Source organism: Streptomyces cellostaticus, assembly GCF_001513965.1.
Classification (GTDB): domain Bacteria; phylum Actinomycetota; class Actinomycetes; order Streptomycetales; family Streptomycetaceae; genus Streptomyces; species Streptomyces cellostaticus.
This window is the reverse complement of the sequence record NZ_KQ948019.1, coordinates 188820-212007: the sequence shown is the minus strand read 5'-3', so window position 1 is coordinate 212007 and position 23188 is coordinate 188820. Positions and strand designations below refer to the sequence as shown.

Here is a 23188-nt window from a genome sequence, read left to right as displayed (position 1 = left end):
CCTTCTCGCCCTCGGCGATGAACAGGCCCTCGGCCGGCTCGCGCTTGCGGCGCAGTTCGACGTCGGTCAGGCCCGTGTAGTCGCGCAGGCGCGGGTCGTCGGGATCCTCAACGGTGATGAGATCGGCCACAGGGTGATACTGCCTTGTCCTGGGTGTGCTGCCAACGGCTGGGAACGGGTTGTGTTACCCCGGGTTACGCGCCGGCCCCGCCGGCAAGGGCAAACGCATCAAGCCGCGGGCTCCGGGCCGACGTTCACGACCTCGCCGATGACGATGACCGCGGGAGGCTTCACGTCCTCGGCGCGTACGGTCCCGGCGACCGTGGCGAGGGTCGCGTCCACGCGGCGCTGCGCGGCCGTCGTGCCCTCCTGGACGAGGGCGACCGGGGTCTCGGGCGACTTGCCGTGCGCGACGAGCGTCTCGGCGATCTTCCCGATCTTGTCCACGCCCATGAGGATCACAAGCGTGCCGGTGAGCTTGGCCAGGGACGGCCAGTCGACCAGGGAGCGCTCGTCGTCCGGGGCGACATGGCCGCTGACCACGGTGAACTCGTGGGCGACACCCCGGTGGGTGACCGGGATGCCGGCCGCGCCCGGCACGGAGATCGAGCTGGAGATGCCGGGCACGACGGTGCACGCGATGCCGGCCTCGGCGAGCGCCTGGACCTCCTCCATGCCCCGGCCGAAGACGAACGGGTCGCCGCCCTTGAGCCGCACGACGGACTTGCCCTGCTTGGCGTGCTCGATGAGCGCGTTGTTGATGGCCTCCTGGGCCATGTAGCGGCCGTACGGGATCTTCGCGGCGTCGATGACCTCGACGTGCGAGGGGAGTTCGGCGAGCAGGTCGCGGGGGCCGAGGCGGTCGGCGATGACGACGTCCGCCTCGGCGAGGAGGCGGCGGCCGCGGACGGTGATCAGGTCCGGGTCGCCGGGGCCGCCGCCGACCAGGGCCACGCCGGGCGTGCGGGTGCGGTGGTGCGGGGCGACGAGGGTGCCGTCGCGCAGGCCCTCGACCACGGCGTCGCGGATGGCGGCGGTGTGGCGCGGGTCGCGGCCGCGGGCGTCCGTGGTCAGGACGGCCACCGTCACGCCCGCGCTGGTTCCGGTGGCCGGGGTCCAGGCCGTCGCCAGGTCGGCGTCGTCGGAGCGGACGCACCAGACGCGGTGGCGCTCCGCTTCGGCGGAGGCCCGGGAGTTGGCCTCGGGGTCGCTGGTGGCGATGAGGGCGTACCAGGCCGCTGCGAGGTCGCCGTCCGCGTAGGGACGCTTCTCCCAGGTGATCTCGCCCGCGTCCGCCATCGCCTCCACGGACGGGGTGGCCTCGGGGGATACGAGCACGATGTCCGCGCCTGCCGCGATCAGTGCGGGCAGACGGCGCTGGGCGACCTGGCCGCCGCCGAGGACGACCACGCGGCGGCCAAAGAGGCGGAGGCCTACGGGGTAGGCGGGGTGTTCGGCCATGAGGGGCGGCTCCTCCTTGGGGCTGTGCAGTGCGAGGCTTCTGCGGCTTTGCGGTGGCCCTGACGTGCGGATTTTACGTTGGCGCGGGGAGGGGCGGCTCAGCTGTCCGGTGGCTGGGCAACGTCGCCGGCTGCGCGGCTGTGGGTGGTTGTGCCCACCCGTTCCGCCCTGGGGGTCCCCCAGGCCTTTGAGGCACTGGGGGAGGAACGACTGCCCACAACCACCGGCCCGTGATAAGGAACCCGGAGCTGCCGCCCCCTACTTCTCGGTGACCCCCGCCGAATCGAAGGTCGCCACCTCGTGCATCGCCCGGGCCGTGCTCTGTACCAGCGGCAGGGCCAGGAGCGCGCCCGTGCCCTCGCCGAGGCGGAGGTCGAGGTCGACCAGGGGGCGCAGGCCCAGCTTGTTGAGGGCGGCCACGTGGCCGGGCTCGGCGCTGCGATGGCCGGCGATGCAGGCCGCGAGGACCTCGGGCGCGATCGCGCGGGCGACGAGGGCCGCGGCACCGGCGCTGACGCCGTCCAGGATCACCGGCGTACGCAGCGAGGCGCCGCCGAGGAGCAGGCCGACCATGGCCGCGTGCTCGAAGCCCCCGATGGCCGCGAGGACGCCGACGGGGTCGGCCGGGTCCGGCTGGTGGAGTTCCAGGGCACGACGGACGACCTCGGTCTTGCGGGCCAGGGTCTCGTCGTTGATGCCGGTGCCCCGGCCGGTGACCTCGGCCGGGTCGGCGCCCGTGAAGACGGAGATCAGCGCGGCGGACGCCGTCGTGTTGGCGATGCCCATCTCGCCGGTGAGCAGCGCCTTGTTGCCTGCCGCCACCAGGTCGCGGGCGGTCTCGATGCCCACCTCGATGGCAGCCTTGGCCTCCTCGCGGGTCATCGCGGGGCCGGTGGTCATGTCGGACGTGCCGCCGCGGATCTTGCGGGGCAGCAGACCGGGCGTGGCCGGCAGGTCGGCGGCGACACCGACGTCCACGACGCACACCTCGGCGCCGACCTGCCCGGCGAAGGCGTTGCAGACCGCTCCCCCGCCCAGGAAGTTGGCCACCATCTGGGCGGTGACCTCCTGCGGCCACGGGGTGACGCCCTGGGCGTGGACACCGTGGTCGCCGGCGAAGATGGCGACGGCCGCGGGCTCCGGGATCGGCGGCGGGCACTGCCGGGACAGCCCGGACAGCTGCGCGGAGATGATCTCCAGCATGCCCAGCGCACCGGCCGGCTTGGTCATGCGCTTCTGGCGCTCCCAGGCCTCGCCGAGTGCCTTGGCGTCGAGCGGGCGGATCTGTGCGACGGTCTCGGCAAGCAGGTCGTGGGGTTCCTCTCCGGGCAGGGCGCGTCGGCCGTACGTCTCCTCGTGCACCACCCAGGACAGCGGGCGGCGCTTGGACCAGCCGGCCTGCATCAGCTCGGGCTCGTCCGGGAACTCGTCGACGTACCCGACGCACAGGTAGGCGACGACCTCCAGGTGCTCGGGCAGGCCGAGCGCGCGGACCATCTCCCGCTCGTCGAAGAAGCTGACCCAGCCGACGCCGAGGCCTTCGGCCCGCGCGGCGAGCCAGAGGTTCTCGACGGCGAGCGCCGAGGAGTACGGCGCCATCTGCGGCTGGGTGTGCCGGCCGAGGGTGTGGCGGCCGCCGCGGGTCGGGTCCGCGGTGACGACGATGTTCACGGGGGTGTCGAGGATGGCCTCGATCTTCAGTTCCTTGAACTGTTTGGCCCGGCCCTTGGGCAGCGACTTGGCGTATGCCTCGCGCTGACGCTGAGCCAGTTCGTGCATGGTCTGCCGCGTCTCGGCGGACCGGATGACGACGAAGTCCCAGGGCTGCGAGTGGCCCACGGACGGGGCCGTGTGGGCCGCCTCCAGGACACGCAGCAGCACCTCGTGCGGGATCGGGTCGCTGCGGAAGCCGTTGCGGATGTCGCGACGCTCGCGCATCACCTTCAGGACGGCCTCGCGCTCGGCGTCGTCGTAGGCGGGCGCGGCCGGCCCGGTGGACTGTCGTTCTTCCACTGCGGCCGTGCTTTCTTCCTTGTCGGCGGCCCTGGTCTCCAGGTCCTCCGCGTGCTGTACGAGATCGGGGGCGTGCTCGCCGTCCGGCGCGGCCGGTGCGGTGGCGGGCTCGGCCTCGCGGGGCGCCGGGACCGTGGCCACGGGCTCCTGCCGCTCCTGGGCGGGCAGCACGAGCGGCTGGGGCGGGGTCGGGGCCAGGTGCGGAGTGGTCGGCACCGAGCCCTCGACCGGCACGAACTGCCCGAGCGGCTGCTCGGGGTGCGCCTCCGGCGGGACGCCGGAGGGCAGGGGGTCGGCGTCGGCGTCGGGCGCCTGCTGCCCGCGGTCGCCCTGCTGTACGGCGGGCTCACCCGCGGCGGACCGGAGCTGCGGGCCGGCCGGGGCGGCGAGGACGCCCTCGCCTTGGGCCGTCTCCTGAGCGGGGGTCGGCTCCGGCGACTCCTGCGCGGCGGCCACGGCCTCACCCTCGGTCGGGACGGTTCCGGCCAGCTGCGGGCCCTGCGCCTGGAGGAGGGCCGGCTCGGGCACCTCGGTGGCCGCGGGTGCGCCGACGGCGACGGGCGCGGCCTGTACGGCGTCCTGCTCCGGGGAGACGACGGGCTCGGCTTGCGACCCCTCCGCGTCGGGGGCGGCCGCGAGGGGCTCGGGGGCCACTGCGGGCTCGGCGGCCTGCGCGGGGTCCATGGCGGCGGGCGCCTGGCCAGGGGCGGCGGCCGGGTCGGCCGCGGGTACCTGCGCGGGCTCGGGGGCGGGAGCGCCCTCGGCGGCGGCAGCGGGTCCGGCGGCCGCGGCCTGGGCCGCTACGGCGCCGGGGACCTGCGGATCGGCCGGCACCGGAACGACACCGGCGGCTTCGGCCACAGCCTGGGGAGCAAGCGGGATGGCGGCCGGTGCGGCGGCGGGGACCACACCCTCGACGGGGACGGCATCGGCAGCGTGGGGCACGGCCTGGGCGGCGACCGCGTCAACGCCCTCGGCCGGACCATGGGCCGCGACGGCGTCGGCCTCCTCGGCCACACCCTGAGGCTGGACGGCACCCGCGGCCTGAGGCTCGGCCTCGACCAGAACGGGACCCGCAACCTCAGGCACGGCCTCGACCTGAACGGCACCCGCAACCTGAGGCACCGGGTCGACCTGAACGGCACCCGCAACCTGAGGCACCGGGTCGACGTGAACGACATCCGCAACCTGAGGCACGGCCTCGGCCACCGCGACACCCGCAACCTCAGGCACAGCCTCGACCTGAACGGCACCCGCAACCTGCGCCGCGAGCCCATCCGCAACGGCATCCGCAGCCTGCGGCACGGCCTCGGCCACCACGGCACCGCTCGCCGCCTCCGCGCCGTCGGCACCCTGTGCCTGCGCGGCGTCGGCGAGCTGCGCGCCCTCGACCGGCTGCAGCTGCACGCTCTCGTCCGGCACGGTGGGCTCGGGCACCTGAACGGCCTCCGGGGCCTGCGCGACCTGCGCAGCCGGTCCCGGTACGACCTCGCCCGGCGTCTCCTGGACGGGAGCAGGAGTCACCTGGGCACCGGCCGGAGTCTCCACGACCACCGCGGCCTCGGCACCGTGGTCGGCCTCCCCGGCCGGCGGCGCCGGTACGACACCGTCGGCCTGCTGTACGACCTCCGGCACCGCCGGCGCCTCGGGCACGGGCGCGCTCTCGGCACCGGCCACGGCCTCGGCCGACTCCTGCGCGACGGGCGCGACGGGCGCGACCTGAGCCTCCTGCCCGGCCTCAGTCGGAACCGGGGCGCCCTCGGGACCCTGCCCCGCCGGAGCGGGGTACACAGCGTCATGGCCGTGGACGACGTCGGTCTGGACCGGCTCCGGGACGCCCTCGCCCGGCGTCTCGGCGACCGCCTGTGTCGCGAGGCGGGCCACGGCGGCGTCGGCCGGGTCGGCGAAGGGCCCGACGGCCGGACTAACCGTTTCCGCAGCCGGTGCCTCAGTGCCGACCTGGGCCACGGCCGCAGGTGCGGCACCCCAGGGGGCCGCGTTCTGCGGGGCCATGTCGCGCAGTGGCTGGACATCGAGGTACTCGGGGCCGGTCGTGGGCGGCCCCGGCTGCCGTACCGGCGCGCCCGCGGGCCCGCGGTCGGCGAGGGAGCGGACCGGGCTGGCGGAGGCGTCGGGGATCGGCGGCCCGAGGTGCAGCGGCCTGCGCGGCGGCTGGGCGGCCGCCGCCGGGTCGTGCGAGGCCGAGAGGATGGGTGACGGGGGCACGGACGCCGGCGCCGGATTCGGCAGCCGGACGCCGCTGAGGTCGACGGAACCGCTGTCCCGGCCGGCCGTCTCGTGCGGGCCCGGCTCGTGGACGGCCTCGACGACCGGTTCCGGGGCGGGTGGCTGCACTTCGTTGCCCCACGCGCCCTGGGCACCCGGCAGCAGCAGGTCTTCGTCCTCGGCGGGTGTCTCGGAGAGGTAGGTGTACGCGCCGTGCGCAGGGACGCCCGGCTGTTCCACCATGCCTACGCTCTCCGGCTGCCCCTCGGCCGGGACCTGGCCGGTGTCGGTCATGCGTACCCCTCGCCCATCGGTTAGTGCTCCTTCGACCTGCTCACCCGGGACGGCGCACCGACCGCCCCGTAGTGAAGAACGAGCGTGCGTGCCCAGCGGCACGAACGACCCGCCCAAAAAGGCGACAAAGCCATTCAGTGGCATTGTCCCGGCCGTTCCGCCATCGCGACAGCATGATCCGCGACAGCCCGCTGTGGACTGCGCCACGTTGCGCGTCCTCGGGTTCTGCCGTACCACACCCACCCCAAAACGGGCGCGTTTTCCGGACATTGGCGAACGAAGTTCCGGGCCACCGGTGCGGTACAACGATCGGCCAGCCTACCGCGCGCAGTACGACAACCGGATCACGGGGCACGATCCGGCAGGGCCCGCCCGTCGCCCGGCCGCCACCCCTCAGCGAGGCGCTTCGCGTCGCGGCAATTCCCCTGTGAGCAGGAACGCAACGTTCCGCTCGGTCTCCGTCCAGGCCCTGGTGTCGAGTTCCACGGACTGCAGCAGGGCGCACTCGACCCGGTATCCGTGCTCGGTCAGGCCGCGGCCGACCAGTTCGGCCTCGTCGCGGGTCGCGGCGTGGGTGACGATGCGCTGCGGGCGGCGGTCGGCGACCGCGGAGACCACGGCCGCTCCTCCGCCGCCGACCCGTACGACGTCCGGTTCGGGCAGGTTTTCCAGGACCTGCGGGGCGGTGCCCGGCACGACCTGGAGCTGGACGCCGTAGCGACGCGCGGCCGATTCGGTGCGCGCGCAGGCGCCGGGATCGCGGTCGACGGCGATGACGGCGGCTCCGGCGCGTGCGGCCTCGGTGGCGAACGCGCCGCTGCCCGAGCCGATGTCCCAGACGAGGTCGCCGATCCGGGGTCCGAGGCGGGCAAGTTGGGCGGCCCGCAGGAGCCCCGTCTCCCCTTCGCCGAGGCCGCCGCCGTACGCCGCGTACGCCGCGTACTCATCGTCTCGCTGCACCCAGCCGCGCGGGCCGACGCCCGGGTCGCGTCCGGCGATCCAGCCGCCGCCCTCGGTGGCGACACCTGGTCCGGTGGGTCCGCCGATGACGATGACGACGTTCGGGTCGCGCCAGGTGTGGTCGGGGGCCTTGTCGGAGGTGACGACGGTGACCTGCTCGCGTTCGGTGCCCAGTTCCTCACAGATGACGAAGGTCCGGTGGACTCCGTCCAGGAGCAGGCCGAGTTCGGCGGGCCCGGCGCCGGGTGAGGTGAGGACGGCGACCTTGGTGTGGGCTCGGCACACGTTCACGGCCCGGCGCAGGGTGCGCGGGTGGGCGACGACCACCTGGGCGTCGTCCCACGGCATACCGGCGCGGGCGAAGGCGGCGGCGACGGAGGAGACGGCGGGGACGACCTCGACCTCCAGGCCGAACTCGGGTGCGCGCAGGGTCCGTACGACGCCGAAGAAGCCGGGGTCGCCGTCGGCGAGCACGACCGCGGTGCCGCGGTGGGCGGCGATCCGGCGGGCGGCCAGGCCGGGGCTGCCGAGCCGGATGCGCTCGGCGGCGGGCGGGACCTCGGGCAGCGCCAGGTGGTGGGCCGCGCCCGCCACGAGCGTGGCGGCGCCGAGGGCGGCGCGTGCCGCGTCGGTCAGCGGCGAGCCGTCCCAGCCGATCACCGTGACCCGGTCGGCCATCGTCGTCAGTCTCCATGTTTTCGCAGGTCGTCAGGGGTATGGGGCCTGTGGGCAGGCTCCGTGAGCGTACCTGGTGAAGGTAGCGGACGCGCGGTGGGGCGGGGCCGCAGGCGGTGGTGGGCGCGCCTCGCGGAGGTCAGTTCCAGTCGGAGTACGACCCGAAGCCGCCGGTGTCGCCGAGCTGCTCGTCGGCGCCCTCCAGGTCCTCCGGGAGCAGGCTCCACACGATGTAGTCGGTCCGCACGTCGGTCCAGGTGCCGTCCTCGGTGCGGTGGTGGACTATGCAGGCGTTGCGCAGCACGCCCTCGCTGATGCAGCCGATCTTCTGGGCGACCTGCTGGGCGGCGGTGTTGTCGGCGGCGGTGCGCAGCTCGATGCGCTCGAACTTCTGGTCGCCGAAGAGCCACTGCGCGGTGGCGAGGGCGGCCTCGGAGGCGTAGCCCTCGCCGCGCGCCCAGGGGGCGATGATGTACGACATCTCGGTGGACCGGATGTGCCAGTTGGTCTTGGCGAGCTGGACGATGCCGACCAGGCGCTGGGTGAGGAACTCGGTGACCGCGAGGTCGAGGCCACGGCCCGCTATGCGCTCGGCGGGGGCGTACTCGGTGATCCAGCGCCGGGCGCCGCGCTCGGTGTACGGCTGGGGGACGTCGGTCCAGGCGCCGACCTGCTCGTCGTTCATCATCTCGGCCAGGGCCGGCACGTCGTCCTCGTCGAGGGGACGCAGCACCAACCGCTCCGTGCTGATGGAGATGGTGGGGAAGGTGCTAGTCATGCGCCGCTCCGTAACCTTCGGAAAAAACTTGAGAGAGCATCAGGACCGCCAGGGCGGGCCCGCTGAACTGCCCAGCATGCAGCATGAAACCACTGAACCGCACGACGGGGCCCACCCCGGGTGAAGGAGTGGACCCCGTGCGTGGCGATACGCCGTATACGTGCCGTCAGCTCTGTGCCACCGGCAGGACGGATCCCTTGTACTTGTCCTCGATGAACTTCTTCACCTCGGGCGAGACGAGCAGCTCGGCGAGCTTCCTGACCCGCGGATCGTCCTCGTTGCCGCGCTTGACGGCGAGGAGGTTGGCGTAGGGGTTGTCCTTCGCCGACTCCAGCAGGATCGCGTTCCTGGTGGGGCTGAGGCCCGCGTCCTGGGCGTAGTTGTTGTTGATGACCGCCGCGTCCAGGTCGTCGAGCGAGCGCGGCAGCTGGGCGGCTTCCAGCTCCTTGAACTTCAGGTGCCGGGGGTTGGACGTGACGTCCTTGGGGGACGCGTCCGGGCCGGCGCCCGCCTTCAGCCCGATGAGACCGCCGGCGGCCAGGAGCTTGAGGGCGCGGCCCTCGTTGGTGGTGTCGCCCGGCACGCCCACGGTGGCTCCGCCGGCGAGCTCGGTGACGTCCGTGACCTTCTTGGAGTAGACGCCCATGGGCGGCAGGTAGGGCTTCACCACCGACACCAGGTCCGTGCCCTTGGACTTGTTGAAGTCGTCCAGGTACGGCTGGTTCTGGTACAGGTTCGCGTCCAGCGAGCCCTCCTGGAGCGCGGTGTTCGGCAGGACGTAGTCCGTGAACTCCCTGATCTCCAGCTTCAGGCCCGCCTTGGCGGCGAGGTGGTCCTTGACGTAGGTGAGCACCTCGCCGGCCGGGACGGCGGTGGCGCCGACGACGAGGGTGCCGTCCTTGCCACCGCCCTTGCCGGAAGCGGAGCCCGCGCCGCAGGCGGTGAGGCCGAGGGACACGGCCGCGGCCACCGCGATCACGACGGTCTTGCGCATGAGTCGATCCCCCTGTCGATCAGCCGGCTCAGAAGGACGCGATGACCGAGCCCTGGTACTTGTCCTCGATGAACTTCTTGACCTCGGGCGAGGTGAGGAGCTTGGCGAGCTTCTTGACCCGCGGGTCCTTCTCGTTGCCCTTCTTCACGGCGAGGAAGTTGCCGTACGGGTTGTTCTTCGCGGACTCCAGCACGAGGGCTTCCGTCGCGGGCTTGAGGCCCGCGGAGATGGCGTAGTTGCCATTGACGACGGCCGCGTCCACGTCGTCCAGGGAGCGCGGGGTCTGGGCCGCCTCGACCTCCTTGAACTTGAGGTTCTTGGGGTTCTTGGCGATGTCCTGCGGGGTGGCCTCGTTGCCGACGCCGGACTTGAGGGTGATGAGCCCGCCCGCGGCGAGCAGCTTGAGGGCGCGGGCCTCGTTGACGGCGTCGTTCGGGACGGCGACGGTCGCACCGCTCTTGAGGGCGTTGACGTTCTTCGCCTTGTGGGAGTAGAGGCCGAGCGGCTCCAGGTGCACCGTGACGACGGGCACGATGTGGGTGCCGCGCTTGTTGTTGAAGTCGTCCAGGTACGGCTGGTTCTGGAAGTAGTTGGCGCCCACCGAGCCGTCCTCGGTCGCCGTGTTCGGCGTGATGTAGTCGGTGAACTCCTTGACCTCCAGGTCGAGGCCCGCCTTCTTCGCCAGGTTCTTCTTGACGAAGTTCAGGATCTCGGCGTGCGGGGTCGGGCTCGCGGCGACGACCAGCGGGCCGCTGTAGTCGGAGGAGCCGGCGGAGTCGTTGCCGGAGCCGCAGGCGGTGAGCCCGAAGGTGAGGGCTCCGGCGGCGAGGACGGCGGTGGTGAGCTTGGCGGTGTTACGCACGAAAAGTGCCTTTCCTAAGGGGTGGAGCGGCCCCGCGTCGGGTGGGCGGGGAGTTCAGGGGTGTGCTCAGGCGACCTTGGTGACGTCGGCGGCCTCGGGCTCCTTGGCCTTCAGCGCGCGCAGCTTCGGCGCGGGGCCGGAGCGGCCGCCGCGGCTGTGCAGGGAGCGGGCCGCGAAGTCACCGGCGAACTGGATGAGCGAGATGACGACGGCGAGGATCGCGACGGTGATCCACATCAGCTGGGTCTCGAAGCGCTGGTAGCCGTAGCGGACGGCGAGGTCGCCGAGGCCGCCGCCGCCGACCGTGCCGGCCATGGCGGAGTAGCCGATCAGGGCGATGATCGTGGTGGTCGTGCTGGCGATCAGCGAGGGCAGCGCCTCCGGGACGAGGACCTTGCGGACGATCGTCCAGGTGTTGCCGCCCATGGCCTGCACAGCCTCGACGAGACCGTTGTCCACTTCGCGGACGGCCGTCTCGACCAGGCGGGCGAAGAACGGGATGCCGCCGATGGCGAGCGGCACGATCGCGGCGGTGGTGCCGATCGTCGTGCCGGTGACCCAGCGGGTGAAGCTCATCAGCGCGACCATCAGGATGATGAACGGCATCGACCGGCCGACGTTCACGACCTGCCCGATCACCTTGTTGGCGACGACGTTCTGCAACAGGCCGCCCCGGTCGGTGAGGACGAGGAGGACGCCGAGCGGAAGGCCGGCGGCGACGGCGATCAGGGTGGACCAGGCCACCATGCTGAACGTCTCGCTACACGCCTGGGACAGCAGCGGCTGCATCGCAGACCAATCAGTCCAGGTCACTTGGCACCTTCCTTCACCAGCACGGGCTCCTGGCCCACGACGTCGATCTGCAGGCCCTGTTCGCGCAGGAACCCGATCGGCACCACGTTGTCCTCGTAGCGGCCGGGCAGTTCGATGCGCATACGGCCGATCTGGAGGCCGCCGACGGTGTCGATGGCGGCGCCGAGGATCGAGATGTCGATGTTGTAGGTGCGCGAGAGCTGGGAGATGACCGGCTGGGTGGCGGCCTCGCCGTGGAAGGTGACGTCGAGGACGGTGCGGTCGGCGCCGGTGGCCTCGCCGCCCACCGGGAACAGCGCGGCGGCCAGTTCGGAGCCCGGGGTGGCCAGCAGCTCGCTGACCGTGCCGGACTCCACGATCCGGCCCTTCTCCATCAGGGCGGCGGAGTCGCAGACCGACTTCACCACGTCCATCTCGTGCGTGATGAGCAAGACGGTCAGGCCCAGCTGCCGGTTCAGGTCGCGCAGCAGCTGGAGGATGGAGCGGGTGGTCTCCGGGTCGAGGGCGCTGGTGGCCTCGTCGGAGAGCAGCACCTTGGGGTCGCCGGCGAGGGCGCGGGCGATGCCGACGCGCTGCTTCTGGCCGCCGGAGAGCTGGGCGGGGTAGGCCTTGGCCTTGTCGGCGAGGCCGACCAGGTCGAGGAGTTCGAGCGCCTTGCGGGAACGCTCCCTGCCCGACGTGCCGAGGATTTCGAGCGGCAGCTCGACGTTGTCCTGCACGGTGCGCGAGGACAGCAGGTTGAAGTGCTGGAAGACCATGCCGATCCGGCTGCGCGCCCGGCGCAGTTCCTTGCCGGCGCGGGGTCCGCGCCCGGCGAGCGCGGTGAGGTCCTGTCCGGCGACGCTCACCGTCCCGGATGTCGGACGCTCCAGCAGGTTGACGCAGCGGATGAGAGAGGACTTTCCGGCGCCGGACTGGCCGATGACGCCGTAGACCTCGCCTTCGCGGACGTGGAGATCGACACCGTCGAGGGCGGTGACGTCTCGGCCGCGGGAGCGGTAGACCTTGGTCAGGCCCGATGTGGTGATCACTGGGATTCCGTCACTGTCGAGTGCGCGGGCGTGGGTGTGCCCGGGCACGGGTGCATGCATTGCATTCGTTCAGGGACGCGGCACGGTTCTCGCTGTGGCGGTGAACCGGGGAGAACTTCGTGTGCGCTTCGGGCGTCAGTCCGTCTGCCGGGAACTCGGCGTCGGACAGGCCACGGCTCTCGCTTCGGGGCGCGAGGCTCAGATGGTGCGGGGGCCCTCTAGAAGGCGCACATTCGGCGCATCATGCGACACAGACAACGAGCACCGGGCGTCAGGGTCGCCTCGGTCGCAAGGGTGCGGCTGCTCGTCGTGGTCATGCGATCAGTAAACCAGACCTACGGTGCTGACAGGCCGCCGCTGTCCGCATGCTGGACAGCAGCGGACAGTTCTCAGCTGCGAACGGAGATCTCCACGCCCTCGGCGGTGACCAGCGCGGACAAGGCCGACAGGTCCTGCACCACCAGGTCGGCGTCCAGCTCCTCGGCCCGGTGGGTTGTGGCCAAGGCCACGGTGGTCATTCCGGCCGCGCGCCCCGCCTGGAGTCCGGCCGGGGCGTCCTCGAAGACGACACAGCGGGCCGGGTCCACGCCGAGCTGCCGGGCGGCGAGCAGATAGGGCTCGGGGTCGGGCTTGCCGCGGGTGATGTCGTCGGCGGCGACGAGCGTCTTGGGCAGGATGCCGACGGCGTCGAGGCGGGCCTCGGCGAGCCGGCGGGTGGCGGAGGTGACGACGGCCCAGCGGTCGGCGGGGAGCGAGTCGAGGAACTCGCGCGTCCCGGGCAGGAGTTGCACGCCCCCGTCGGGCACGTCCTCCACCTCCAGCTGTTCGACCCGCGCGACGGCCTCCGGGACCACGTGGGCGGGCAGCAGATCGGCGACTATCTCGGCCGCGGGCCGCCCGTGCAGCTCCACGCGCCCGAACTCCTCGGCCGTGATGCCGTACTCCCGCGCCCAGCGCGTCCAGCAGCGCTCGACGGAGTCGAGGGAGGAGACGAGGGTGCCGTCGTTGTCGAACAGGAGGGCGTGCGCGTGGATCGTCATGGTCTAGACCCTACGGTGTACGACGGGGTCGGCGGCGTCGGGCCATTTCGGCCGTAATAAGGTCACCGCATGCTCAATGCCCTGACGCTGGTGACCGGGGTCGCCGCGCTGCTGCTCGCCGCCTGGTGCGGCTGGGCCGCCCACCGGGACCAGCCGACCAAGGACTGGCACTTCATCGGCATGGCCGTGGTGTCGCTGCTGGCCGTGATCCAGCTGGTGGTCGGGATCGTGCTGCTGGTGCGGGGCGAGAAGCCGGAGCAGGGCACGACGATCTTCGTGGCGTATCTGCTGGGCGCGTTCGCGTGCGTGCCGGCGGCGGGCTTCATGTCACTGGCCGAGCGGACACGCTGGGGCTCGGTGACGGTGGCGGCCGGCGGTGTGGTGCTGGCCGTGCTGGAGGTGCGGCTCTATGACATCTGGGGAGGCTGAGATGACGGCACTGGAGGAGAAGCCGGCCCGGTTGATCAGCGGGCCGGGGATGCTGCTCGTCTGGTTCTACGGCGTGATGGTGGTCGGGGCGGTGTCGCGTTCCGCGTACCAGATCGCCACGGACTTCCAGCGGGCGCCGCTGGCGTACTCCTTGTCGGCCGTGGCCGGGGTCGTGTACGGGTTCATCACGTACACGCTGGTCCGGGGCGGGGAGACGGCCCGGCGGGCGGCACTGGTGTGCTGCGCCGCCGAGCTTGCGGGTGTGCTTCTCGTCGGTACGTGGACCTTGGTCGACCGATCGGCCTTCCCGGACGCGACCGTGTGGTCCGATTACGGCATGGGGTACGTCTTCATTCCCGTGCTGCTGCCGCTTTCCGCGATGTATTGGTTGCGCAAAGCGCGGGAGCGAAGGGGCGCCTGAGGAGCGCCGGCGACTGCCGGCCCGTCGTGGCTGGTCGCGCAGTTCGCCGCGCCCCTTCAGGGCACTTCCCTCACGCCGTTTGAACGAAAGCCCCCGCCGGCTTCTCCAGGACGATCATCTCCACGCCGTCCGCGCCCTTGGACCTGCCGACCGTCTCGTAGCCGACACGGCGGTACAGGCGGAGGTTGCCCTCGCTGCGGTGGCCGGTGAAGAGGCGGAACCTGGTGGCACCCCGCTCCTGCGCCAACGCCGCTTCGGCCGCGCGCAGCAGCCTCGCGCCGATGCCGTGGCCCTGCAGGCGCGGGTGGACGCAGAGCTTGCCGATGGCGGCCGCTCCGTCCTCGGCCACCCTGCCGCGCACCGAGCCGACCACCTCGTCTCCGAGGCGGGCTACGAAGACGCAGTCGGAGCCGACTTCCTGGCGCACCGAGTCGAGGGTTTGAACGAGGGGGTCGATGCGGTAGTTGCCGTACAGCGCCGCCTCGCTCTGGAAGCACAGGTACTGGAGCCTGAAGATCTGCTCCGCGTCCTGCTCGGTCGCCACCGAGATGGTCACGCTCATGCCCATGTGCGCATGCCTCCCGCTCACCTGATCACCTGTTGTTCCTCACTCCTATCCCCGCGCTTCGCGGGCCGCAACCTCCGGCGTGAGCAATCGCCGCAGACATCCCAGACATCTGGAGCGTTCCGGGCCGAGACTGCCCTGTGAGATACCCAACTCCCCCGCGATCTCCCGGTATGTCAGGTCCTTCGGAGAGAGCAGCGCCTCCATGAGACGGGGGCACCGGCCAGGCAGGCGGCGGACCGCGTCGCGCAGGGCACGGTGGCGAGCGGCGGTGAGGGCGAGCTGCTCGGGTCCGGGGCGGGTGTCGTCGGCCGGCTCGGTGTCATAGGGGCGTTCCAGGCGAGCAGTGCGACGGCTGCGGCGAGCCTCGGCGCGTACGGCCTTGCGCAGCCAGCCCTGCGGGTCCAGCGGCGGCCCGTCGGACTCCAGACGCTCCAGCAGGCGGAGCCAGACGGCCTGCTCCAGGTCGCCCGGCTCACCGCCGGAGGCATATGCCTCTGCGGAGGCTTCGGCGGTGAGCAGCGGGTGCAGGGCGGCTACCAGGTCGTCCGTCATATGCGGAACGACGCGCCGACCCGGTGGCAGGTTTCCGGGGCGGCGCGGAGTCAGCCCGAACGGGGGGCCGTACGGCCTCGCCGTTGACGGGCCGGCGGGCTCAGCCGGCCAGGAAGTCGGCGCGGGCGAGCACGCCGGTGTCGGCGTTGTCGGTGAAGACGCCGTCGATGCCGGTCGCGAAGTACGTCCTGAAGGCGCCGAAGACGTCACCGTAGGCGTCCGCGTCGGTGCCCTTGCGGTACTCGGCCGGGAGGAAGGGGTTCTCGTTGCGCATGGTGTAGGGGTGCAGGATCAGGCCCACCTTGTGCGCGTCGGCGACCAGCGTGGTCGGCTCGGCCAGGGTCCCGTCGGCGTTCTTCGGGATGATCAGGTCCAGCGTCGGGCCGATGCCCTGCGCGTAGCCGGCTATCTCCCTGAGGCCCTTCGGCGTGATCAGGTCGGCCACCGTGCGCGGGTCGCCCGCCTCGACGAAGTCGTAGGGACGGCCGGCGGCCGAGGAGAGCAGGACCACCAGCGGGTTGTCGACCAGCTGGTTCAGCTTCTGGATGCTGCTCGGCTCGAAGGACTGCAGGATGACCGGCGAGTTCCGGGTGTCCTTGCCGTACTTGCGCAGCAGCTTCGCCACCCGCTCCTCCAGGCCGAGGCCCAGCTTGCGGAAGTAGGTGGGGTGCTTGGTCTCGGGGTAGATCCAGACCTGCCTGCCGCGCTTGCGGGTCTGCTCGTCCTGCCACTTCAGGACCTCTTCGAACGTGGGGATCTCCCACCGCCCGTTGTAGAGGGTGTTGTGCGGCCGATTGGCCGGGATGCGCTCGACCGCACGCAGCGTCTTCAGCTCGGCGAGGGTGAAGTCCTCGGTGAACCAGCCGGTGGTGGAGACGCCGTCGAGGAGCTTGGTGGTCTTGCGGTCGGCGAACTCTGGGTGCGCGGCGACGTCCGTGGTGCCGCCGATCTCCGGCTCGTGGCGGCAGACGAGGTGTCCGTCCTTGGTGGGCACCAGGTCGCCCGCCTCGACGACGTCGGCGCCGAGGTCGAGGGCCAGGTTGTACGAGCCGAAGGTGTGCTCGGGGCGGTAGCCGCTGGCACCCCGGTGGCCGATGATCGTCGGCACCGGCAGGCTCTTCAGCCCGCGCCCGCCGTGCGCGGCGGTCCGGGGCTCGGCCGCTCTGGCGGCGCCGGACAGTCCGAGGACCGCTCCGCCCGCGCCGAGCACCGCTGCGCCGAGCAGCGCCCGCCGTCCCGTTCCCTGCTTCTGCCCGTTCGCCTGGTCGCCGTCCATGAGCGCCCTCCTGCCGTCCTGCCGCTTCCGTGCGCGCCGATCGTAGGACGGTCCACATGACGGACGGGAGACCTCGGATCGAACACGTGGGTGACACCGTATGGCGTGTGCGCGGCGAGAGGTGACGGTCCGTCGGCATCGACGGGAGCGAGCCGGGTACCCGGAGAGTGAGGGCTCCGCGCGATGTCCGTCACATCGTCGCCGGAGCGTCACGCGGACTCCGGCGCGCCACCGCAGGTAAACCCGCGTCAACAATGCGTAAGACCTCGGTGAACCGGGCGTACCCGATGTGCGCATCCCCCGTAGCCGCGAGTAATGTCCTCACCTGCACAGACACATATCGCTTCCCTCGACATCGGAGGACCCGTTGTCCCGCTTCGCGCTCATCAAGGCAGTGCTCGGACCGATCATGCGCCTGATGTTCCGCCCACAGGTGGAGGGCGTGGAGCACATCCCCGGGGAGGGACCGGTCATTCTGGCCGGTAATCACCTGACCTTCATCGACTCGATGATCCTGCCCCTGGTCTGCGACCGTCAGGTCGTCTTCATCGGCAAGGACGAGTACGTCACCGGCAAGAGTTTCAAGGGCCGGCTCATGGCCTGGTTCTTCACGGGCGTCGGCATGATCCCGGTGGACCGCGACGGCGGTCGCGGCGGGGTCGCTGCGCTGATGACCGGGCGGCGCGTGCTGGAGGAGGGCAGGATCTTCGGCATCTACCCCGAGGGCACGAGGTCACCGGACGGACGGCTGTACCGGGGGCGTACCGGTATCGCGCGGCTGACGCTGATGACGGGCGCGCCCGTGGTTCCCTTCGCGATGATCGGGACGGACAAGTTGCAGCCGGGCGGTGCGGGGATGCCGCGGCCCGGCCGCGTGACCGTGCGGTTCGGTGAGGCGATGGAGTTCTCCCGGTACGAGGGGATGGATCGGGATCGGTATGTGCTGCGGGCTGTGACCGATTCCGTGATGGCTGAGGTGATGCGGCTGTCCGGGCAGGAGTACGTGGACATGTACGCGACGAAGGCCAAGGCCGCCTAGCGCCTTTGGCGGTCGGCCGGTTCTCGGGTGCGGGTGCGTTGTGGTGGTTCGCGCAGTTCCCCGCGCCCCTGGGTAGCTCCGGTCACCCGGCGCTTTCCAGTTTCTGGTTCTTCAGCAGGAACCATGCTGCCGCCGCCGTTGCCAGGAGGACTGCCGCTCCTGCGCCGGAGGCGATCTGCAGGCCGTGGACGAAGGATCCGCGGGCCGCGTCCAGGAGGGCCTGGGCCGTGTGCGGGGGCATGTTCGCCGATGCCTCGACCGCTGCGCCCAGTGACTCGTGGGCCGCTGCCGGGGTTCCGGCCGGGCCCGTGAAGTCGCGGTAGACGCCGGTCACGATCGAGCCGAGCAGGGCGATGCCGAGGGCCGCGCCCAGTTCGTATGCCGTCTCGGAGACCGCGGAGGCGGCGCCCGCCTGGTCCTTGGGGACGCTGGAGAGGATCACGTCGGCCGTCACCGTGAAGGAGAAGCCGGCACCGATGCCGACGACCAGGAGTGCGGCGCCGAGGACCGGGTAGCCCGTCGACCGGCCCACGGTCGTGAGGACGGCGAGGGCCACGCCCACGGCCGCCAGACCGCCGGAGACGACCGCCCGGACCGAGAAGCGCCGGGCCGTGCGGCCCGCGACCAGGCCGGCCGCCACCGCGCCGACGGCGGCGGGCAGTTCGGCCAGGCCCGCCTCGAACGGGCGCCTGCCCTGGACGAGTTGCAGATACTGGGAGAGGAAGAACACCAGCCCCGACATGCCGAGCACGGTCAGCAGGTCGGCGAGGACCGCTCCGCTGAAGCCACGGCTCCGGAACAGGCGCATGTCCAGCAGCGGGGCCGGCATGGTGAGCTGGCGGTGCACGAAGCCGTACAGGGCCGTCGCCCCCAGCAGAGCCGCCGCGAGCGTGGGCAGGGTGAAGCCGTGGGTGGCGGCCTCCTTGACCGCGTACACGACGGCGATCATGCCGACGAGCGACAGGACGACGCTGGTCAGGTCCCAGGGGCCGGGGTTCGGGTTGCGGGACTCGGGCAGCGTGCGGATGCCGACGAGGACCAGGACCGCCATCACCGGCAGGTTGATGAGGAAGACCGAGCCCCACCAGAAGTGTTCGAGCAGGAATCCGCCCGCGATGGGGCCGACCGCTGTGCCGGCGGACGCCGTGGCGCCCCAGATGCCGACGGCGAGGCTGCGCTCGCGCGGGTCGTGGAAGAGGTTGCGGATCAGGGCGAGGGTGGCGGGCATCAGGGTGGCGCCCGCGACACCGAGCAGGGCCCGCGCCAGGATCATCAGCTCGGGGGTCGTCGCGTAGGCGTTCAGGACGGATATCGCGCCGAATGCGGTGGCGCCGACGAGCAGGATCCGCTTGCGGCCGATGCGGTCGCCGAGGCTGCCCATGGAGACCAGCAGACCGGCGATGACGAAGGAATAGACGTCACCGATCCACAGGAGCTGGGTGCCGGAGGGGTCGAGGTCTTCGCTGATGTAGGGCGTCGCCAGGCCGAGGACGGTGGCGTCGACGGCCACCAGCAGCACGGCCAGGACGAGGACGGAGAGCGCGAGCCAGCGGCCCTGGCGCTTCTCCACCTCCGCCGCGCGAGCCGGCTGCAGGGTGCTGGTCATGATTCCTCTCTTCGTAGAGCGCCGCCGAGCAGCAGTTCGGCGACCATGGTGGGGAAGTCCCGGGAGGCCACGCGGCCGTCCAGAGTGGCCCAGGCGCAGGAGGCGATCAGGCCGTACAGGGCTTCGGTGAGCCAGACGGGAGTGAGGTCGATGCGGAACTCGCCGCTCTGCTGTCCGCGCTGGAACAGGGCGCCGATCCGGGTGTCGAGCCGCTGCCAGCCGTCGTTCTGCCGGTCGCCCTCCCACAGCTGACTCTCGCCGTACAGAAAGGCGAGCAGCCCTGCGGCCGGCTGGATCTCACGCACCAGCCGGCGTACGGCCTCGGCCGTGGATCCCTCCTCCGGCCGGGCTCTCTCCAGCGCCGCCTCGCACTCCGCGATGCCGAGCGCCTCCAGTGCCCGTACCAGGGCGTCGCGTCCGGCGAAGTGGCGGTGCAGCGTGGCCCGGCTGATTCCGGCAGCCTTGGCGACCTCGTCCATGGTCGCCGTGGACTTGCGGGTCAGCAGGGCGGCTGCGCTGCGCAGCACATGGTCACGATCCAGGGCCATGAGACAAGGGTAGCCCACGTGAGACATCTTTGTCTCATCGTAGGCGTGCGTGACTCATCGCCGCTGGTCAGTGCGGGTGGCTGTCAGTGCCAGGGCAGCTGTCCGCGCCGCTCCCAGTAGGCACGCGGGTCCTCGGCCAGGGTGGCGAGGCGGGCCAGCTGGTCCACGTCCAGGTCCACGACGGGCGCGTGGAGGTTGGAGGCGAGCTGGGTGACGGTCGCCGCGCCGGAGAGGACGACACCTGTCCAGGGCAGGCGCAGGATCAGGGCGAGCGCCACGGCGTCGCAGCCGAGGAAGGTCTCCTCGGCCACGGCCTTCAGCACGTCCGGGGCGTGCGGCGCGGCGAGCCGGCCGTTGGCCATGCCCTCCTTGACGATCACGGTCAGTCCGGCGTCGTGCGCCTCGGCGAGCGCGGGTCCCGCCGAGGTCTCCAGGGCGTTGTACGTCGACTGGACGGTACGGAAGAGGGGCTCGCCGTCGACCGTCACCTCGAGGGCGGCGCGGATCGCGTCGGCCTGGGCGGGGCCGCTGGTGGAGAAGCCGATACTGAGGCCCTCGGCGGCCGCTTCGGCGAGCCTGGCGTGGAGTTCCTTGTCGGTGAGGGCGGGACTGTCCGGGGTCACCGAGTGGATCTGGTAGAGGTCGAGCCGGTCGCCGAGCAGCGCGTCGGTCTCGGCGCGCTGCCGCTCGTACGTCGCCAGGCTGTGGTCCTTCACCTCGTGCTGTTCGGCGTCGGTGGACCAGCCGGCGGTGTAGGTGTAGCCCCACTTGCTGCCGACGACCACGTCGTCGATGTCCGGGCGGGCGTTCAGCCAGTCGGCGAGGAACTCCTCGGAGCGGCCGTAGGAGCGGGCGACGTCGAAGTAGCGCACGCCCTGGGCGTAGGCGGCGTCGAGCAGCTCATGGGTGCGGTCGCGCAGGGCGTCCACGGTGCGCTCGGCCGGGAGGTCGTCCTCCCGGCCGAGGTTGATGTAGCCCGGTCGGCCGACGGCGGCCAGGCCGAGTCCGATGTGCGCGGTGGGTGTGGTCGCGGCGGCCAGGCGGCTGAACGGCATGCGAACTCCCTGCACGATCGGCGGAGGCTGATTCTGCACCAATCTACCCAGCCCGGTGCGGTTCAGCCCGTGCTGACGCAGCGCGGCACGAAGGCGGGGTCGGCCGGCCCCTTCCGCCCCAGGGCGTTGAGCACCCACTGCTCCACCAGTGGGGACTTGGGCGCCTGGTCGTGTTCGGTGATGTCGAGCGGGCAGCGGTCCTGGAGCAGCACGTTGGTCACATGGGCGGCCGGGCCGTCGAGGAAGGCGCTGGTGTACGGCAGCACGACCTCGTCGTAGCGGGTGGCGATCGCCGTGTAGTCCGGGCCGACCGGGGTCTCGGGGTCCGAGTTGAGCCTCTGCAGGAAGTCCGAGCCCGCGGTCTGGTCGACGCAGGAAGGGCACACGGTGGCGCCGGCGGCGAGGGCGAGCGGGTTGGAGGTGCCGTGGTTGGAGGGCACGATGCCGACGAGGTCGTCGACCTTGGTCGCGCCTCCGAGGAACTTCACGTAGTAGCGGGGCATCATGCCGCCCTGGCTGTGGCCGACGATGTCGACCCTCTTGGCGCCGGTCGCGCCGAGCACGGCGTTCACGAAGTCACGCAGTTCGGCCGCGGAGTCCGGGATCGGGGCGGTCTCCAGGTCGCCGTACTCGAAGGAGAAGACGCAGTAACCGGCTTGCGCGAGCGCGGGCGACAGGGTCAGCCAGTTCTCGTACGAGGTCTTGAAGGTGCCGTTCACCAGGACCACCGGCTGTGGATGCGTCGAGTCCGGCTTGCAGGACCAGTCGTTGGCGCCGGGCGGCGGGGTGTCGGCTGCGCTCGCGGGGGCCGTGAGGCCGAGAGCGCAGAGCGCGGCCACCGCGGTGACGGCGAGGAGGCGGGCTGTCCGTCGTGTACGTCTCGCGCGCATGACGTCCCTTTCATGCTCGACTGTGATCGACCGGCGTTCGGCAATGCCGAACCAGTAACCGGAATAGTTACCTCCGGGTACGCAAGCGTCAAGGTTTTGGACAGTGGCCGAATCTCATCCGTTATCGAGCGGTCCGGGCAGCACGAAGGGCCCGGACGGAGTGTCCGGGCCCTTTTTGCTCTGCTGCGGGTGCTCAGCCCTGCTTGGCCGTCGCCCACTCGTGCTGTGCCGCCACGTCCGACTTGACCTCGGCGAGCTGGACGGCGACCGCGCTGGGTGCCGTGCCGCCGCGGCCGCTCCGGGAGGCGAGGGCGCCGGGGACGTTGAGAACGGAGCGGACCTCGGGGGTCAGGTGGGCGGAGATCTTCGTGAACTGCTCGTCCGTGAGCTCGTCCAGCTCCTTGCCCTCGGCCTCGGCGACCTTCACGCACTCCCCCGCGACCTCGTGCGCCACCCGGAACGGCACACCCTGCTTGACCAGCCACTCGGCGATGTCGGTGGCGAGCGAGAAGCCGGCCGGGGCCAGCTCCTCCATGCGCTCGCGGTGGACCGTGAGGGTGGCGATCATGCCGGTGAAGGCGGGCAGCAGCACCTCCAGCTGGTCGCAGGAGTCGAAGACCGGCTCCTTGTCCTCCTGGAGGTCGCGGTTGTAGGCGAGCGGCAGGGCCTTCAGGGTCGCCATGAGGCCCGTCAGGTTGCCGATGAGGCGGCCCGACTTGCCGCGCGCCAGCTCGGCGATGTCCGGGTTCTTCTTCTGCGGCATGATCGACGAGCCCGTGGAGAAGGCGTCGTGCAGGGTCACGAAGGAGAACTCCTTCGTGTTCCAGATGATGATCTCCTCGGAGATGCGGGAGAGGTTGACCCCGATCATCGCGGTGATGAAGGCGAACTCGGCGACGAAGTCACGGGAGGCCGTGCCGTCGATGGAGTTGCCGACGCTGCCGTGCTCGAAGCCGAGGTCCTCGGCGACCGCCTCCGGGTCCAGGCCGAGGGAGGAGCCCGCGAGGGCGCCCGAGCCGTACGGCGACACGGCCGTCCGCTCGTCCCACTGGCGCAGCCGCTCGGCGTCCCGGGACAGGGACTGCACGTGGGCCAGGACGTGGTGGGCGAAGAGCACCGGCTGGGCGTGCTGGAGGTGGGTACGGCCGGGCATCGCCACGTCCGGGTGGGCCTCGGCGAGGCCGATCAGCGCGTCCTGGAGCTCGGCGATCAGACCGCCGATGATCCGGGCGTGGTCGCGCAGGTACATCCGGAAGAGGGTCGCCACCTGGTCGTTGCGCGACCGGCCGGCGCGGAGCTTGCCGCCGAGGTCCGGGCCGAGGCGCTCCAGCAGGCCGCGCTCCAGGGCGGTGTGGACGTCCTCGTCGGCGATGGTGCCGACGAAGGAGCCGTCGGCCACGTCCGCTTCCAGCTGGTCGAGCCCGGCGATCATGCGCGTCAGCTCGTCCTCGGTGAGCAGGCCCGCCTTGTGCAGCACGCGCGCGTGGGCGCGCGAACCGGCGATGTCGTAGGGCGCGAGCCGCCAGTCGAAGTGGACGGACGCGGACAGCTTCGCCAGGGCCTCGGCGGGACCGTCGGCGAAACGGCCGCCCCAGAGCCGTACGTCACCGCTGTTGCTGCTCACTTGGGTTGCTCCTAGAGAGTTACGGAATGTGCG

At 71.6% G+C, this 23188-nt stretch carries 20 protein-coding genes; 3 read left to right on the top strand and 17 right to left on the bottom strand.

Features of this window, described 5'->3' with window-relative positions:
• Window positions 1-228: 228 nt before the first annotated feature.
• From cobA to AQI88_RS12440, 9 genes are all read right to left on the bottom strand, one after another.
• The gene (cobA, locus tag AQI88_RS12480; RefSeq protein WP_066996677.1) at window positions 229-1461 is read right to left on the bottom strand and encodes a uroporphyrinogen-III C-methyltransferase; all 1233 of its coding nucleotides are present in this window, start codon (window positions 1459-1461) and stop codon (window positions 229-231) included.
• 258 nt (window positions 1462-1719) lie between these two features.
• Window positions 1720-5994: a nicotinate-nucleotide--dimethylbenzimidazole phosphoribosyltransferase gene (gene cobT, locus AQI88_RS12475; protein WP_066996674.1), complete on the bottom strand. Its 4275-nt coding sequence runs from the start codon at window positions 5992-5994 to the stop codon at window positions 1720-1722.
• A gap of 393 nt (window positions 5995-6387) precedes the next feature.
• Entirely contained in the window at window positions 6388-7632 is a 1245-nt protein-coding gene (gene cbiE / locus AQI88_RS12470) for a precorrin-6y C5,15-methyltransferase (decarboxylating) subunit CbiE (protein ID WP_066996671.1), read from the bottom strand.
• Between the two features lie 136 nt (window positions 7633-7768).
• A complete protein-coding gene (locus tag AQI88_RS12465) occupies window positions 7769-8407 on the bottom strand; it encodes a GNAT family N-acetyltransferase (RefSeq protein WP_066996670.1) in 639 nt (212 codons plus the stop codon).
• A gap of 166 nt (window positions 8408-8573) precedes the next feature.
• The gene (locus tag AQI88_RS12460) at window positions 8574-9401 is read right to left on the bottom strand and encodes a MetQ/NlpA family ABC transporter substrate-binding protein (protein ID WP_066996667.1); all 828 of its coding nucleotides are present in this window, start codon (window positions 9399-9401) and stop codon (window positions 8574-8576) included.
• Window positions 9402-9429: 28 nt separating this feature from the next.
• On the bottom strand, window positions 9430-10263 hold the full coding sequence (locus AQI88_RS12455) for a MetQ/NlpA family ABC transporter substrate-binding protein (RefSeq protein ID WP_066996664.1): 834 nt from the start codon (window positions 10261-10263) through the stop codon (window positions 9430-9432).
• Between the two features lie 66 nt (window positions 10264-10329).
• Window positions 10330-11052 carry a methionine ABC transporter permease gene (locus tag AQI88_RS12450; protein WP_066996661.1) on the bottom strand — a complete coding sequence of 241 codons (723 nt, stop codon included), beginning with the start codon at window positions 11050-11052 and terminating at the stop codon, window positions 10330-10332.
• 20 nt (window positions 11053-11072) lie between these two features.
• On the bottom strand, window positions 11073-12107 hold the full coding sequence (locus AQI88_RS12445; protein WP_066996658.1) for a methionine ABC transporter ATP-binding protein: 1035 nt from the start codon (window positions 12105-12107) through the stop codon (window positions 11073-11075).
• A 389-nt stretch (window positions 12108-12496) separates the two neighbouring features.
• Window positions 12497-13147 (bottom strand): HAD family hydrolase, encoded by a 651-nt coding sequence (locus AQI88_RS12440; RefSeq protein ID WP_066996655.1) that lies wholly within the window; start codon window positions 13145-13147, stop codon window positions 12497-12499.
• A 69-nt stretch (window positions 13148-13216) separates the two neighbouring features.
• On the opposite strand from AQI88_RS12440, the gene AQI88_RS12435 reads away from it, so the two are divergent.
• Complete coding sequence (locus AQI88_RS12435) at window positions 13217-13576, top strand: hypothetical protein (protein WP_066996652.1); 360 nt, start codon at window positions 13217-13219, stop codon at window positions 13574-13576.
• 1 nt (window position 13577) lies between these two features.
• A complete protein-coding gene (locus tag AQI88_RS12430) occupies window positions 13578-13997 on the top strand; it encodes a hypothetical protein (RefSeq protein ID WP_066996649.1) in 420 nt (139 codons plus the stop codon).
• Between the two features lie 70 nt (window positions 13998-14067).
• Here the strand turns inward: AQI88_RS12430 and AQI88_RS12425 are convergent, their stop codons facing one another.
• The 3 genes from AQI88_RS12425 to AQI88_RS12415 all read right to left on the bottom strand — a co-directional run bounded on the left by AQI88_RS12425 (window position 14068) and on the right by AQI88_RS12415 (window position 16393).
• Window positions 14068-14565 (bottom strand): GNAT family N-acetyltransferase, encoded by a 498-nt coding sequence (locus AQI88_RS12425; protein ID WP_066996646.1) that lies wholly within the window; start codon window positions 14563-14565, stop codon window positions 14068-14070.
• 45 nt (window positions 14566-14610) lie between these two features.
• Window positions 14611-15117, bottom strand: coding sequence for an RNA polymerase sigma factor (locus tag AQI88_RS12420; RefSeq protein WP_066996641.1), 507 nt, complete (start codon window positions 15115-15117; stop codon window positions 14611-14613).
• Window positions 15118-15217: 100 nt separating this feature from the next.
• Window positions 15218-16393 (bottom strand): glycerophosphodiester phosphodiesterase, encoded by a 1176-nt coding sequence (locus tag AQI88_RS12415; RefSeq protein WP_066996638.1) that lies wholly within the window; start codon window positions 16391-16393, stop codon window positions 15218-15220.
• 367 nt (window positions 16394-16760) lie between these two features.
• On the opposite strand from AQI88_RS12415, the gene AQI88_RS12410 reads away from it, so the two are divergent.
• Window positions 16761-17432 carry a lysophospholipid acyltransferase family protein gene (locus AQI88_RS12410; RefSeq protein WP_066996635.1) on the top strand — a complete coding sequence of 224 codons (672 nt, stop codon included), beginning with the start codon at window positions 16761-16763 and terminating at the stop codon, window positions 17430-17432.
• An 82-nt stretch (window positions 17433-17514) separates the two neighbouring features.
• Here AQI88_RS12410 and AQI88_RS12405 read toward each other — a convergent pair whose 3' ends face one another.
• From AQI88_RS12405 to argH, 5 genes are all read right to left on the bottom strand, one after another.
• Entirely contained in the window at window positions 17515-19038 is a 1524-nt protein-coding gene (locus tag AQI88_RS12405; RefSeq protein WP_066996632.1) for an MFS transporter, read from the bottom strand.
• Entirely contained in the window at window positions 19035-19586 is a 552-nt protein-coding gene (locus tag AQI88_RS12400; protein ID WP_066996629.1) for a TetR/AcrR family transcriptional regulator, read from the bottom strand. Before AQI88_RS12400 ends, AQI88_RS12405 begins: the two co-directional genes overlap by 4 nt.
• Window positions 19587-19669: 83 nt before the next feature.
• Window positions 19670-20641, bottom strand: coding sequence for an aldo/keto reductase (locus tag AQI88_RS12395; RefSeq protein ID WP_066996627.1), 972 nt, complete (start codon window positions 20639-20641; stop codon window positions 19670-19672).
• A gap of 62 nt (window positions 20642-20703) precedes the next feature.
• Entirely contained in the window at window positions 20704-21531 is an 828-nt protein-coding gene (locus AQI88_RS12390) for an alpha/beta fold hydrolase (RefSeq protein ID WP_066996624.1), read from the bottom strand.
• Between the two features lie 193 nt (window positions 21532-21724).
• The gene (gene argH, locus AQI88_RS12385) at window positions 21725-23155 is read right to left on the bottom strand and encodes an argininosuccinate lyase (RefSeq protein WP_066996621.1); all 1431 of its coding nucleotides are present in this window, start codon (window positions 23153-23155) and stop codon (window positions 21725-21727) included.
• Window positions 23156-23188 lie beyond the last annotated feature (33 nt).

Excerpts from the sequence above, each read along its gene's own strand:
- cobA (WP_066996677.1), bottom strand. The coding sequence starts at position 1,461 with ATGGCCGAACACCCCGCCTACCCCGTAGGCCTCCGCCTCTTTGGCCGC.
- cobT (WP_066996674.1), bottom strand. The coding sequence starts at position 5,994 with ATGACCGACACCGGCCAGGTCCCGGCCGAGGGGCAGCCGGAGAGCGTA.
- cbiE (WP_066996671.1), bottom strand. The coding sequence starts at position 7,632 with ATGGCCGACCGGGTCACGGTGATCGGCTGGGACGGCTCGCCGCTGACC.
- AQI88_RS12465 (WP_066996670.1), bottom strand. The coding sequence starts at position 8,407 with ATGACTAGCACCTTCCCCACCATCTCCATCAGCACGGAGCGGTTGGTG.
- AQI88_RS12460 (WP_066996667.1), bottom strand. The coding sequence starts at position 9,401 with ATGCGCAAGACCGTCGTGATCGCGGTGGCCGCGGCCGTGTCCCTCGGC.
- AQI88_RS12450 (WP_066996661.1), bottom strand. The coding sequence starts at position 11,052 with ATGCAGCCGCTGCTGTCCCAGGCGTGTAGCGAGACGTTCAGCATGGTG.
- AQI88_RS12440 (WP_066996655.1), bottom strand. The coding sequence starts at position 13,147 with ATGACGATCCACGCGCACGCCCTCCTGTTCGACAACGACGGCACCCTC.
- AQI88_RS12435 (WP_066996652.1), top strand. The coding sequence starts at position 13,217 with ATGCTCAATGCCCTGACGCTGGTGACCGGGGTCGCCGCGCTGCTGCTC.
- AQI88_RS12430 (WP_066996649.1), top strand. The coding sequence starts at position 13,578 with ATGACGGCACTGGAGGAGAAGCCGGCCCGGTTGATCAGCGGGCCGGGG.
- AQI88_RS12425 (WP_066996646.1), bottom strand. The coding sequence starts at position 14,565 with ATGGGCATGAGCGTGACCATCTCGGTGGCGACCGAGCAGGACGCGGAG.
- AQI88_RS12420 (WP_066996641.1), bottom strand. The coding sequence starts at position 15,117 with ATGACGGACGACCTGGTAGCCGCCCTGCACCCGCTGCTCACCGCCGAA.
- AQI88_RS12415 (WP_066996638.1), bottom strand. The coding sequence starts at position 16,393 with ATGGACGGCGACCAGGCGAACGGGCAGAAGCAGGGAACGGGACGGCGG.
- AQI88_RS12405 (WP_066996632.1), bottom strand. The coding sequence starts at position 19,038 with ATGACCAGCACCCTGCAGCCGGCTCGCGCGGCGGAGGTGGAGAAGCGC.
- AQI88_RS12400 (WP_066996629.1), bottom strand. The coding sequence starts at position 19,586 with ATGGCCCTGGATCGTGACCATGTGCTGCGCAGCGCAGCCGCCCTGCTG.
- AQI88_RS12395 (WP_066996627.1), bottom strand. The coding sequence starts at position 20,641 with ATGCCGTTCAGCCGCCTGGCCGCCGCGACCACACCCACCGCGCACATC.
- AQI88_RS12390 (WP_066996624.1), bottom strand. The coding sequence starts at position 21,531 with ATGCGCGCGAGACGTACACGACGGACAGCCCGCCTCCTCGCCGTCACC.